The sequence below is a fragment of the Luteitalea sp. genome (assembly GCF_022842525.1).
Lineage (GTDB): Bacteria > Acidobacteriota > Vicinamibacteria > Vicinamibacterales > Vicinamibacteraceae > Luteitalea.
In genome coordinates this window covers 1-12,469 of the sequence record NZ_JALHPM010000180.1, presented here as the reverse complement: position 1 = coordinate 12,469, position 12,469 = coordinate 1, and the positions used below count along the sequence as shown (strand labels likewise).

At 69.9% G+C, this 12,469-nt stretch carries 11 protein-coding genes; 7 read left to right on the top strand and 4 right to left on the bottom strand.

Translation table 11 applies throughout. The features are described from left to right. The 7 genes from Q0C41_RS25150 to Q0C41_RS25120 form a co-directional block, all read left to right on the top strand. Positions 1 to 861 (top strand): 2-oxo acid dehydrogenase subunit E2 (locus Q0C41_RS25150; RefSeq protein WP_291988608.1); only part of this gene is annotated, 861 nt, incomplete at its 5' end. A gap of 99 nt (positions 862 to 960) precedes the next feature. Next, positions 961 to 2,373, top strand: a complete 1,413-nt coding sequence (gene lpdA, locus Q0C41_RS25145) for a dihydrolipoyl dehydrogenase (RefSeq protein WP_291988606.1) — start codon at positions 961 to 963, stop codon at positions 2,371 to 2,373. Between the two features lie 15 nt (positions 2,374 to 2,388). Further along, a complete protein-coding gene (locus tag Q0C41_RS25140) occupies positions 2,389 to 2,922 on the top strand; it encodes a YbhB/YbcL family Raf kinase inhibitor-like protein (RefSeq protein WP_291988604.1) in 534 nt (177 codons plus the stop codon). A 188-nt stretch (positions 2,923 to 3,110) separates the two neighbouring features. After that, entirely contained in the window at positions 3,111 to 6,467 is a 3,357-nt protein-coding gene (locus Q0C41_RS25135; protein ID WP_291988602.1) for a DUF1592 domain-containing protein, read from the top strand. Then, positions 6,464 to 7,840, top strand: a complete 1,377-nt coding sequence (locus Q0C41_RS25130; RefSeq protein ID WP_291988600.1) for a DUF1552 domain-containing protein — start codon at positions 6,464 to 6,466, stop codon at positions 7,838 to 7,840. Before Q0C41_RS25135 ends, Q0C41_RS25130 begins: the two co-directional genes overlap by 4 nt. Before the next feature lie 96 nt (positions 7,841 to 7,936). Continuing rightward, on the top strand, positions 7,937 to 8,827 hold the full coding sequence (proC, locus tag Q0C41_RS25125) for a pyrroline-5-carboxylate reductase (RefSeq protein WP_291988598.1): 891 nt from the start codon (positions 7,937 to 7,939) through the stop codon (positions 8,825 to 8,827). Next, positions 8,827 to 9,456 (top strand): peroxiredoxin, encoded by a 630-nt coding sequence (locus tag Q0C41_RS25120; RefSeq protein ID WP_367079306.1) that lies wholly within the window; start codon positions 8,827 to 8,829, stop codon positions 9,454 to 9,456. The genes proC and Q0C41_RS25120 overlap by 1 nt, the downstream gene beginning before the upstream one ends. A 141-nt stretch (positions 9,457 to 9,597) precedes the next feature. Here Q0C41_RS25120 and Q0C41_RS25115 read toward each other — a convergent pair whose 3' ends face one another. The 4 genes from Q0C41_RS25115 to Q0C41_RS25100 form a co-directional block, all read right to left on the bottom strand. Then, complete coding sequence (locus tag Q0C41_RS25115) at positions 9,598 to 10,350, bottom strand: sulfite exporter TauE/SafE family protein (protein ID WP_291988594.1); 753 nt, start codon at positions 10,348 to 10,350, stop codon at positions 9,598 to 9,600. After that, entirely contained in the window at positions 10,347 to 11,069 is a 723-nt protein-coding gene (locus tag Q0C41_RS25110; protein ID WP_291988592.1) for a uracil-DNA glycosylase, read from the bottom strand. The genes Q0C41_RS25115 and Q0C41_RS25110 overlap by 4 nt, the downstream gene beginning before the upstream one ends. 12 nt (positions 11,070 to 11,081) lie before the next feature. After that, positions 11,082 to 11,996 (bottom strand): lipoyl synthase, encoded by a 915-nt coding sequence (lipA, locus tag Q0C41_RS25105; protein WP_291988590.1) that lies wholly within the window; start codon positions 11,994 to 11,996, stop codon positions 11,082 to 11,084. A gap of 47 nt (positions 11,997 to 12,043) precedes the next feature. Beyond that, positions 12,044 to 12,469 (bottom strand): response regulator (locus Q0C41_RS25100; protein ID WP_291988587.1); only part of this gene is annotated, 426 nt, incomplete at its 5' end.

Genomic DNA, 12,469 nt, shown 5'->3' with positions numbered 1-12,469 from the left:
GACATCGCCGATGTGCCCGGTACCGGCAAGAGCGGCCGGATCACCGAAGCCGACGTGCGGGCGCACGCCAAGAACGTGATCACCGGCAAGGTGGCCGGGCCGGCGGGGCACGCCGCAGTGGGCGGCGGCTTCGCCTTCCCCACGCTGCCCGACTTCTCGCCGTTCGGTACGGTCGAGCGCAAGCCGATGCGTGGCATCCGGCGCAAGACGGCCGAGCACATGGTCACCAGTTGGCAGACCATCCCGCACGTGACCCAGTTCGAGAAGGTGGACATCACCGCGCTCGAGCAACTGCGCAAGCAGTTCGGCACGCGGGTCGAGGCGGCGGGGGGCAAGCTGACCGTGACCTCGATCATCACGAAGGTGATCGCGCTCGGCCTGCGCAAGTTCCCCCAGTTCAACACGTCGGTGGACATGGCGGCCGAGGAGATCGTCCACAAGTCGTACGTGAACGTGGGCATTGCGGTCGACACCGAGCGCGGCCTGCTCGTGCCGGTCCTGCGCGACGTCGACACCAAGTCGATCACGCAGATCTCGGCCGAGATCGCCCAGCTCGCGGAGAAGGCCCGCGCCGGCAAGCTCTCGCTCGAGGAGATGTCGGGCGGCTGCTTCACCATCACGAACCTCGGGGGCATCGGCGGCACGGCCTTCACGCCGATCGTCAACCACCCGGAGGTCGCCATCATGGGCATGTCCCGGTCGGCGATGGAACCGGTGTGGAACGGGACGAGCTTCGAACCGCGGCTCCTGTTGCCGCTGTCGCTCTCGTACGACCACCGGATCATCGACGGCGCCGATGCCATGCGCTTCCTGCGATTCGTCGCCGAGGCACTCGAACAGCCGTTCTTGATGACACTCTGACGGCTCACGTCTCAGGTCTCAAGGCTCAGGTGCACCATCAAGACCTGAGCCCTGAGACGTGTCGGCCGGCTCGGAGAGCCGGCCCTACCCAACTTTCTTATGGCAGACAACACACCACTCGTCGTGCTGGGGGCGGGGCCGGGCGGCCACGCCGCCGCGTTCCTCGCCGCCGACCTCGGCATGCAGGTCGTCCTCATCGACGAGGAGGTCAATCCCGGTGGCGTGTGTACCTATCGCGGGTGCATTCCGTCCAAGGCGCTGCTGCACGTCGCCAAGCTGCTCAGCGAAACCCGCCATGCCTCGGCGTGGGGCATCGACTTCGGTGAGCCCCACATCGACATCGATCGCCTGCGCGCCTTCAAGCAGGGCGTCGTCGATCGCCTGACCGGGGGCCTCGGGCAGCTGACGCGCCAGCGCAAGATCACGTACATCCAGGGCCGCGCCAGCTTCGTCGACGCCCATACGCTCAAGGTCCAGCTCACGCAGGGCGGCGAGCAGGACGTGCGCTTCGAGAAGCTGATCATCGCGACCGGGTCGCGTCCGTCGACGCTGCCCAACGTCCCGGTGAGCAAGGATCGGTTGCTCGACTCGACCAGCGCCCTCGAGATGGCCTCGGTGCCCAAGACGATGCTGGTCATCGGCGGCGGCTACATCGGCCTCGAACTCGGCACGGTCTACGCTGCGCTCGGGACCGAGGTCAGTGTCGTCGAGATGTTCGACCGCATCCTGCCCGGCGCCGATCGCGACCTCGTCAACGTCCTCGCCAAGCGGGTCCGCTCGATCTGCAAGCAGGTGCTGACCAGTACCAAGGTCGTGTCGATGGAGGAGAAGGCCGACGGGGTGCACGTCACCTTCGAGGGCGAGGTCGAGCCGAAGACGCAGGTCTTCGAAAAGGTCCTCGTCTCGATCGGCCGGCGGCCGAACGGCAACATCCCGGGGATCGACTCCACCGGCGTCGAGGTCACGCCGCGCGGCTTCATCACCGTCGACCCGCAGCGCCGCACGACGGTGCCGCACATCTACGCCATCGGCGACGTCGCCGGTGATCCGATGCTGGCGCACAAGGCGACCTACGACGCCAAGATCGCCGTCGAGCACATCGCCGGGCACAAGGTCGCCTTCGAGCCCGCGGCGATTCCGGCCGTGGTCTTCACCGATCCGGAACTCGCCTGGTGCGGCATCACCGAGGCCGAAGCCAAGGAGCAGGGCATCGCCGTCGAGGTGGCCAAGTTCCCCTGGGGCGCCTCGGGCCGTGCCACGACGGTGGATCGCAACGACGGCCTCACCAAGCTCATCCTCGAACCGGGGACCGGGCGCGTGCTCGGCGTCGGCATCGTCGGCGTGCATGCCGGCGAGCTGATTGCCGAAGGTGTGCTGGCCGTCGAGATGGCTGCCACGGCCGCCGATCTGAAGATGACCATCCACGCGCACCCGACGCTCGGCGAGACGGTGATGGAGTCGGCCGAGGTCTACTTCGGCACCGCGACGAACTTCTACAAGCCCAAGAAGTAGGGAAGGACATCGCCCGTGATCGCCATCGTCCTCGCCGCCCTGCTTGCCGTGCAGGGCAGCCCGTTCACGCTCACGAGCCCTGATCTGCCGGCGGGCCAACCGTTGCCCGCCGCGCAGGTGTTCAATGGCTTCGGCTGCACGGGGCCGAACGTGTCGCCCCGCCTGGAGTGGGCGGGGGCGCCCGCGGGCACGAAGAGCTTCGCGGTCACGGTGTACGACCCCGATGCGCCGACCGGCAGCGGGTGGTGGCATTGGGTGGTCTTCAACATTCCGTCGGCCACCACGGTCCTCGAGGCGGGAGCCGGCACACCGGGCGGCAGCAAGGCGCCGAAAGGCGCCGTGCAGAGCCGGACCGACTTCGGCGCGCCAGGCTTCGGCGGCGCCTGCCCGCCGCCGGGTGATCAGCCGCACCGCTACATCTTCACCGTGCATGCGCTGAAGGTGGACAGCCTTCCACTCGACGCCAACGTCCCGGGCGCGATGGTCGGGTACTACCTCACGCAGAACACCATCGCCAAGGCGAGTCTGACCCGCACCTACGGCCGCTAGGGTCGAGGCGCCCGGGCATCCTGCCCCGGAATCCTGATAGGATCCGCCGCACACTCCTGGTGCGCATGGCGGCGAAGTCCCTGGGCCTGAGCGCCCTGTTGCTGGTCACGCTTCTGACGGCGATCTCCGCGCAATCGCGGAGTCGCCCGTCTGCGTCTGCCTCTGCAACCGGCCCCCGCCCCCCGGCCATGGCCGGGGCGCACCTGGCCCGGCCGTCCCCCCGTCGATCGACTCCCGGTTCCCGCCTCCCGACTCCCGATGCCACGGCAGCCACCGCGGTGCTCGGCGAGTTCTGCGTCGACTGCCACGGCAAGGGCAAGCCGAAGGGCGGCGTCAGCGTCGCGCGCCTGCTCGACCACATGACCCCCGAGGGCGTGGCGGCCGAGTGGCAGCACTGGATGGCCATCGCCGATCGGCTCGAGACACGGCAGATGCCCCCCGACGATGCCGACGTGTTCCCGAGCGAGACGCAACGAGCAGAGGCGGTGCGCTGGATCCGGGAGGCCTTCGATCGCTACGACGCCCGCCATGCGGGCGAGCCGGGACGCGTGACGGTGCGTCGTCTCACGAGCGCGGAGTACGGCTATGCGATTCGCGACCTCACGGGCATCGACATCGCGGTCGGCGTCGATGCGTCGAGCGACGCGGTGGGCGGTGAAGGCTTTGCCAACTTCGGCGACGTGCAGTTCGTGCAGGACGCCAGCGTCGAGCGCTACCTGGAAGCCGCACGGCAGGTCGCCGACCATGCGGTGATTGGCGCTGGTCCGCTCGACTTCTATCCCGATCCCGGCAAGACGGGCCTCGAGCTTTCGGCACTCCACCGCATCGAAGCGCTCTACACGACACGCGGGTTCCGCGTGGTGTCCGGCGAAGGCGGACGACCGTTCGGCTTCGATCGTTACGGCAAGGCCCTGTATGCGGCCTGGCACTTCCGGCATCGCGCCGCGCTTGGCGAGCCCTCGGTGACGTTGCGCACGCTGGCCGCGCGCGAGGGCATCACCTCGCGGTTCGCCGAGCACATCTGGGAGGTCGTCAACCGGCAGGGCGCAGGGTACCCCACACGAACGACGATTGAGGGGTGGCAGGCGATGTCGCCACCGGGGGCGGATCGCACGGCGGCCGTCGCGGCGGCCCGTCGCGCATCGGACGCCCTGGTCAAGACGCTCGTCACGTGGCCCAGCTGGTTCTTTGCCCGCGGAGACCTGGCCGCGGGGGGACAGGGCGACGAGAACCCGCTGGTCTTCGACGACACGACGCTCGGCGCGACCCTGACCGCGCGCTACGCCCACTCGCTCAATCGTCGTCCGCTGCGGCCTGCCTCCCGCATCCCGGGACCGTGGACGGTCCACCTGGCAGTCGACGCCCTGCATCGGGCCGGAGACGACGCGCCGGTGGTGATCTGGCGCAACGCCCGGGTCGTCCTGCGCACACCACCGCCCCCGCCGCCAGCCACGCCAGAGCCGGCCGCCGTCGCGCGCGCCCGTGTGCCGGGGCCGATCGTCGAGACCCGGCCACTTCGCTCCGTGCTGCCCGCCGACGTCGTGGCCCGCCTGGGGTTCGGCTCGAGCCCCGATGGGACGCCCCTCGGGCCCGATGACTTCGCGACGCGCGAGGGCACGTCGTTCACGATCGACACGCCGGTCGGCGAGTTCGTCGCCGAGCTCCACATGGAGGCGGAACTCGGACGCGATCGCCAGTCCGTGGTCCGCGTGATGGTGGGCGATACCGCCGCCGGACCGGCGCGCGCGCCCGGGCAACGCGTCTTCCTCGCCGACCCGGCGAGCGACGGCTATCGGACGTTCCGGACCGGGATCGCCGAGTACGTCGCCCTGCTGCCCCCCAACTCGCACGGGGCGGCCAATCCGGCCGACAAGGATCCCGTGCCGGTGCCGTTCGACAACACGTACAACAGTCCCGAGCACGACGCCTTCGTCACGACGGTCAAGTACCAGCGGACCGACGACTTCTTCACCCGCAACATCGTCGACGGCGACGACCGCGCCCGCCTCGAGCACGCCTGGAACGACCTGTTCGGATCGTGGCCCTACCACGATGCATATCTCGGCATGCTGCTGGACCACTTCGGCGTGAAGACGGACCGTCGGACGATCGCCGACATGACGCCGGCACGCGTGGCGGCGCTGCCCGCGGCCGCGCAGCCGCATGTCCGGCAACTGCGGGTGCACCACGACGCGGTCGTGCAGGCGATGCGGCAGGCCGAGCCCGGGCATCTCGCCGACGCGATCGCCTTCGCCGGTCGCGCCTGGCGTCGTCCGGTCACGCCGGCCGAGGCCCGATCGCTGCGCGCGTTCTACCGCGCGTCGCGCACGACGCGGCAACTCGACCACGACGGCGCCCTGCGGGCCCTGCTGGCCCGCATCCTCATGTCGCCGTCGTTCCTCTATCGCCTCGAGGCCTCGCCCGGACTGACCGAGACCCGGCTCGACGACTGGGAGATCGCCAGTCGTCTCAGCTTCTTCCTGTGGTCGTCGATTCCCGACGCCGAGTTGCGCCGCGCGGCGGCAGCCGGCCAACTGCGGACGCGCGCGGCCATCGCGCGTCAGGTGCGTCGCATGACGGGCGATGCGAAGGCGCGCCGGCTGTCGACCGAGTTCTTCGGGCAGTGGCTCGGCTTCTACCACTTCGATCAGTATCGCGGCGTCGACACGGCGCGGTTCCCCGAGTTCACCGACGACGTCAAGCGGGCGATGCTGGACGAGGCCGTCTCGACCTTCGAGTACATCGTCCGCGAGCGCCGGCCGGTGCGCGAGATCCTGCACGCCGACTACGTGTTCGTGAACCGGCCGCTGGCGTCGTTCTACGGGATCGACGTGCCGCTCACGTCCGCGGGACCGGTGCAGCGGGTCGACGGCGCGCGCGCCTTCGACCGCGGCGGCGCGTTGAGGCTGGGCGCCGTGCTGACCACGACCTCGGCGCCGCTGCGCACGAGCCCGGTCAAGCGCGGCGACTGGATCCTGCGCCGCATCCTGGGCACGCCGACGCCACCACCGCCAGCCGATGCCGGCACGCTGCCGGCCGACGACAAGAGCTTCGAGGGCCAGACGCTGCGGCAGCGCCTCGCCCAGCACAAGTCCCGGCCGCAGTGTGCGTCGTGCCATCTGCGGATCGACCCGCTCGGCTTCCCGCTCGAAGGGTTCGATGCCGTCGGACGCCGCCGCACCGCCTACGCCGACGGCAACCCGGTGGACCTCACGGGAGAGTTCCGCGACCGGCGCACCATCGTCGGCGCCGACGGCCTGCTGACGTTCCTCGAGCAGAACGAAACCGCCGTGATGACGACGCTGTCGCGCAAGATGATCGGCTATGCGCTCGGCCGTAATCCGCAGGCGTCCGATCGACGACTGATCGCCGACATGGTGGTCGCCGGAGGCGACGCCTCGTTCACCGATCTCGCCACCGCCGTCGCCACCAGTCGCCAGTTCCGGTTCCGCGCCAGTCGGTCAGCCGGCGCGCCCACTCGCGCGCCGGAGGCCGCCCCCGTGCCGGTCGTCTCCGGCACCACCGCAAGGGCAGTCACCCCATGAGCTCTTCCTCATCGTCGTCTGCGTCGTCGCGCCGCCACTTCCTGCGTGGCGTCGGTGTCGCGCTTGCGCTGCCCTGGCTGGAGTCGATGCCCGCCTTCGCCGGGGCGACGGCGGGTCAGGCCCTCGGCGGCGCCGCGGCAGCGGGCACGGCCGCGACAGGGCCGCCGTTGCGTCTGGGCATCGTGTACTTCTCGAACGGTGTCGAGCCGGCGCACTGGTGGGCGAAGGGCAGGGGGGCCGCGATGGAGCTCGGTCCTGGCCTGACGCCGATGCTGCCGCATCGCGAGGACATGGTCTTTCTCCGCGGCCTCTACAGCCAGAACGCACTGGCGTCCACGAGCCCCCACCTCGGGCGCATGAACCTGCTCTCGGGCGCGCCGGTCAGCCTGGATCCCGACGTCATTCGCGTCGGCACGACGATGGATCAGGTGATCGCTGGCGCCATCGGCGATCGCACCGCCGTGCCCAGCCTGGTGCTGGGCATCGAGCCCAACGAGCTGCGTCTCGAAGACGGGCTGTCGATGGTCTATGGATCCAGCCTGTCGTGGGTCTCGCCGACACGGCCTGCGACCAAGGAGATCTATCCCGCCCGGACCTTCGACCGCCTGGTCGGTGATGGCACGGGACGGGCCCTCGATCGCAGCATCCTCGATGCCGTGCAGGACGAGGCGGCGAGCCTGAAGGGCCGCGTGAGTCGCGACGATCACCACAAGCTCGGCGAGTACTTCGAGGGCATCCGCGACATCGAGACCCGCATCGCGCGCGCCTCGAAGGAGGAGCGTCTCGAGGGGTGGCGTCCCACGCTGAGTCAGCCCGACATGCCCCGGCCGAAGCACGAACTGCCACAGGACGTGCCGGCGCACATGAAGCTGATGCTCGACCTCGTCGTGCTCGCCTTCCAGATGGACAAGACGCGCATCGCCACGGTCATGCTGAACAACGACCTGTCGCAGATGAACTTCAAGTTCGTCGAGGGCGTCTCGGGCGCGCTCCACCTCGATCTCACGCACAACGGGCGCGTGCCGACCAAGGAGGCGATGTACCTGAAGACCAACCAGTTCCACATCGCGCAGTTCGCCTACCTGACCGCACGCATGAAGGCCATCTCCGAGGGCGAGACGACGCTGCTCGACAACTCGATCCTGATGTGCGCGTCGAGCCTGTTCGACGGCGACCTGCACAGCGCCGAGCAGTTGCCGGTGCTGCTCACCGGCAAGGGCCGCGGCTCGCTGCAGACCGGTCGCATCCTCGACTACATGGACAAGGGGGATGCCCACCGCAAGGTGTGCAGCCTGCACCTGTCGTTGATGGACCGCATGGGCGTGCGTCTGGACGGCTTCGGCGACGCCACCACGCGCCTCGAGGACCTCTGACGCCACACGCAGGCGCGGGACTGTGTCCCGCGCGCAGGCATCACTGACCGCCGGACAAGTCCGGCGGCTACCGGTCCGGCGGCTACACTGGGGCGCATGAGTTCGCTGCTTCCTCCCGACCGTCAGCTCGGCGTCATCGGCGCCGGTGTCATGGGCCGCACGCTCCTCCGCGGCTTGTTCGACGCGCAGTTGCTCCAGCCATCGCAGGCCTGGGCCTCTGCGCACTCTCAGGCCAGCTGTGACGAGGTGACGTCGGAGCTCGGCATCCCGTGCTTCCCCGGCGCGGCCACCGACCTGGGGCTCGGTCTCGCCCAGGAGGGGGGGCTCGAGCGCCGCCTGCTCGACACCGATGTCGTCCTGATCTGCGTCAAGCCGAAACAGGCCGCCGACGTTGTCGACGCCCTGGCGCGCAACGGCGTGCGTCGGGACACGTTGCTCGTCTCGATTCTCGCCGGCGTCACCACCTCGCGACTCGAGCAGCTGCTCGATCTGTCCAATCCCTGGGTGCGCGCGATGCCGAACACCCCCTGCGTGGTCGGCGCCGGCATGACCGTCGTGGCCGGCGGCACGCACGCCGCGACCGCGCATCTGGACCTCGCGCAGCGCATCTTCGCGTCGGTGGGCCAGTGCCGCATCGTCGACGAGGCGTACTGCAATGCCGTCACCGCGCTGAGCGGCAGTGGCCCCGCCTACATGTACCTGATGATGGAAGCGATGGCCGATGCCGGCGTGCGCGTGGGCCTGCCGCGCGACCTCGCGCTGCAGCTCGTGGCGCAGACCATGCTCGGCTCCGCCCGCATGGTCCTCGAGACCGGCCGGCATCCCGCCTCGCTGCGCGACGACGTGACGACGCCGGCGGGCTGCACCATCGGCGGCGTCCTGATGCTCGAGGACGGCAAGATCCGCTCGGTGCTCGCTCGCGCCGTCGAGGAAGCCACACGTATCGTCGAGCAGCTGGGGAAGACGGCGAAGGCGAAGGCCGACTGATGGCACCCGGCTCCGGGCACCGCGGTGCTACCATCGGGCGCATGACCAGACTCCTGACGTTCTGCGCCATCGCCAGCCTCGGCGTGGCGACGGTGGCGGCCCAGGGTCCGGCCCCTGCACCTGCCCAGGCGCCCGCCGCGCCCGCGCAGTACTCGGCAGACCTGAAGGTGGGCGACGTGGCGCCGGCCTTCTCGCTGCCCGGATCCGACGGCAAGACGCACACGCTGGCGGAGTACAAGGGCAAGACCGTGGTGCTCGCCTGGTTCCCCAAGGCCTTCACCGGTGGTTGAACGGCCGAATGCAAGTCGCTCCGTGAGAGCGGCCCGATTCTGAAGACCTACGACATCGCCTACTTCATGGCGAGCGTCGATTCGCTCGACGACAACACCAAGTTCGCGCAGATGCACGAGGCGGACTTCCCGATCCTCGCCGACCCGTCCAAGGCCACCGCGAAGGCCTACGGCGTGATCCGCCTGGACCGCCCGCCCGAACAGCAGTTCGCCGCACGCTGGACCTTCTTCATCGGTCCCGACGGTCGCATCCGCCACATCGAGAAGAACCCGACGACGGCCACCGCCGGACAGGTGATGCTCAAGAACCTCGAAGAGCTCGGGGTCAAGAAGAAGTAGCGAGTCAGGGCTGGGTAGGGCCGGCTCTCCGAGCCGGCCGTCAGCATCGGCATCACTGTCGATGACGGCCCGTTCGGAGAACGGGCCCTACCCCCGTTGATGACGGCCCGTTCGGAGAACGGGCCCTACCCACGTCGACGGCTACAGATACGCGGTCGCGATCAGCCAGAGGCACGCGAACACCAGGATCGCCGTCATGATCTGGTCGAACACCTCCGGCTGGACGCGGGCGATGAAGAAGCGGCCCGCGTACACGCCCAGGGCCACCAGGGGGCAGAACGCCAGCGACCACAGCAGCGCCGGGATGGTCACGACCCCCGCCATGAGCGATCCGGGAATCTTGAGCGTGTTGATCACGGCGAAGAACAGCGTCGTGATGCCCATGAACATCACCGGCGAGATCGGCTGCAGCAGCAGGTAGGACGTGATCGGCGGGCCCCCGGCGTTGAGCATCCCCGAGCTGACCCCTGACAGCAGCCCCGCGAGCGGGGCGTGCCACGGCCTGCGCCGGTAGTGTTCGCGGCCACGCCAGTGGCTCAGGATCTTGTAGCCCACCACCACGAGTCCGGCGAGGCCGAGTCCGACACGAAGCGACCGGTCGGGCAGCCCGCGTAGCAGCGACAGGCCGATCAGCACGCCCACCACGCCGGCCGGGATCAGCGCCCGCGTGTGCGTGCGATCCCAGAGGCGCCAGTACGTGTACATCGCGAACGCGTCGCCGACCATGAGCATCGGCGTGGCGAGGGCGACCGCCGTGGCGACGCTGCCGCGCTGCGTCAGCATCAACGTCGCCAGCATCGTGGGGAGCGGCCCGCCGAGGCCGCCCTTCGACAGGCCGATGAGCACGGCCGCAGCGGCCAGCGTCGTGTAGTCGTGTCCGGACCCGAACGTCACGAGGCCGCCTCGATCTGCCGGCGTGCCTCGAGGAACACGTCGGCCAGCATCGCGTCGGTCAGGCGTCCGGTGTGCGTGTTCTGGCGCGACGGATGGTACGACTGGAGCACGCGCGGGGTGCTGCCGTCGACGAGGTGTCCATGGGCGAAGGGCGCCGCGGGCAGCGTGACGCCCTGCCGCGCCATCAGCCGGCGCCACGCGTCGTAGGCGATGCGGCCCAGCACCACGACCAGGCGGACGTCCGGCAGCGCAGCGAGCTCTGCCTCGAGATGGGCGAGGCAGGTGTCGACCTCGTCACGCGTGGGGGTGTTGTCCGGTGGCGCACATCGCACGGCGGCGGCGATGTACGCATCTGTGAGCGCCAGGCCATCGTCGGGTCGCTGCGAGGTGGCGCGGTTGGTGAATCCGCCGGCCATCATCGCGCGCATCAGGAAGTCGCCCGAGGCATTGACGCCATCGCCGGTGAAGACCCGCCCCGTGCGGTTGGCGCCATGGGCGGCGGGGGCGAGGCCGAGCACCAGCAGCCGGGCGCGGGCGTCGCCATACCCGGGGACGGGCCGTGCCCAGTAGGTCTCGTCGCGGAACGCGGCGCGTCGGGTCTGCGCGATGGCGGTGCAGTAGGTCCGCAGGCGCGGGCAGGCCTCACACGCGATGATGCGTGCGTGCGTTGCGGCCAGACGCCGGGGCAGGGGAGTCTGCGCTGGATACGCCCGGCCCATGCGCGAGTGGCGCTAGCGGCAGCCGCCGGCGGCCTGGGCGGCGAGGCTGTCGGCCTGCTCGTGCGCGTGGTACGAACTGCGCACGAGGGGGCCCGCCTCCACGTGCCCGAAGCCGAGCCCGAGGGCGATGGTCTTGAGCTCGCGGAATTCGTCGGGGGTGTAGTAGCGCACCATCTCGAGATGCGACTCGGTCGGGCGCAGATACTGGCCCAGCGTGAGGATGTCCACGCCGACGGTGCGCAGGTCGCGGAACACCTCGACCAGCTCGGCCTTCTCCTCGCCGAGGCCGACCATCAGGCCCGTCTTCGTGGGGATCGACGGCGCGTACGCCTTGGCGCGCTGGAGCAGTTCGAGCGTGCGGCGGTACTTGCCGCCACTGCGCGCCTTGCGGTAGAGGCGCGGCACCGTCTCCGTGTTGTGGTTCAGCACGTCCGGGCGGGCATCGAGCACCGTGTGGAGCTGGTCGGCCTTGCCCTGGAAATCGGGAATCAGCACTTCGATGCGGCAGGCGGGCGAGAACTCGCGGGTCCGGCGAATCGTCTCGGCAAAGATGCCGGAGCCGCCATCGGGCTGGTCGTCCCGGTCCACGGACGTGATCACCACGTAGTTGAGGCCGAGGACCTTGACCGCATCGGCGACGCGGCGGGGTTCATCGAGGTCCAGCGTCGCCGGCTTGCCATGCGCGACGGCGCAGTAGCCGCAGGCGCGCGTGCACACGTCGCCCAGGATCATGAACGTCGCCGTGCCGTGATGCCAGCACTCGCCGATGTTCGGGCAGCGGGCTTCCTCGCAGACGGTGTTCAGGCCGAGGCCCCGCATCAGTTTGGTGAGGCGGAGGTAGTTCTCGGACCCCGGCGCCTTCACCTTCAGCCACTCGGGCTTGGGCTGGCGCGGGCGAATGACGTGCAGGGGGGCAACTGTGCTCATGAGGGAGAGGGCCACCCGCGGCCCACTCGATGATCCTAGCACGCAGGTCAGTCCTGTCTGGCGGGCACCGCGGCCTCGTCGCCGAGCAGCCCGCGCACACAGCGGAGGAGCTCTTCGGGGCGCCAGGGCTTCTGCAGGAAGACGGTCTGCGCCGACGCGGTCAGGTCGGCGGCTTCCTCGGCGGTGTACCCGCTCGTGAGCACGATCGGCAGGTCCGGCCGCTGCTGCCGCATGGCCTCCAGGACGGCCCGCCCCTGAATGCCGGGCAGCGTCAGGTCGAGGACCACCAGATCGAACGCGGCCGGTCGCTCGGCGAACACGGCGAGGGCGTCTTCGCCGGTCGAGACCTCCGTGACCTCCCGTCCGGCCCGGCGCAGGGCGACGCGCGCCACATCCCGCACCAGCCGCTCGTCGTCCACGACGAGGATGTGCGGCGGCGCCAGCCCGGCGACGGCGCCTCGCCCGACGGGCGC

What these genes read in the sequence shown, in the direction of transcription:
- Q0C41_RS25130 (WP_291988600.1), top strand. Translation starts at nt 6,464, where the DNA reads ATGAGCTCTTCCTCATCGTCGTCTGCGTCGTCGCGCCGCCACTTCCTG.
- Q0C41_RS25110 (WP_291988592.1), bottom strand. Translation starts at nt 11,069, where the DNA reads ATGGGCCGGGCGTATCCAGCGCAGACTCCCCTGCCCCGGCGTCTGGCC.
- lipA (WP_291988590.1), bottom strand. Translation starts at nt 11,996, where the DNA reads ATGAGCACAGTTGCCCCCCTGCACGTCATTCGCCCGCGCCAGCCCAAG.
- lpdA (WP_291988606.1), top strand. Translation starts at nt 961, where the DNA reads ATGGCAGACAACACACCACTCGTCGTGCTGGGGGCGGGGCCGGGCGGC.
- Q0C41_RS25135 (WP_291988602.1), top strand. Translation starts at nt 3,111, where the DNA reads ATGGCCGGGGCGCACCTGGCCCGGCCGTCCCCCCGTCGATCGACTCCC.
- proC (WP_291988598.1), top strand. Translation starts at nt 7,937, where the DNA reads ATGAGTTCGCTGCTTCCTCCCGACCGTCAGCTCGGCGTCATCGGCGCC.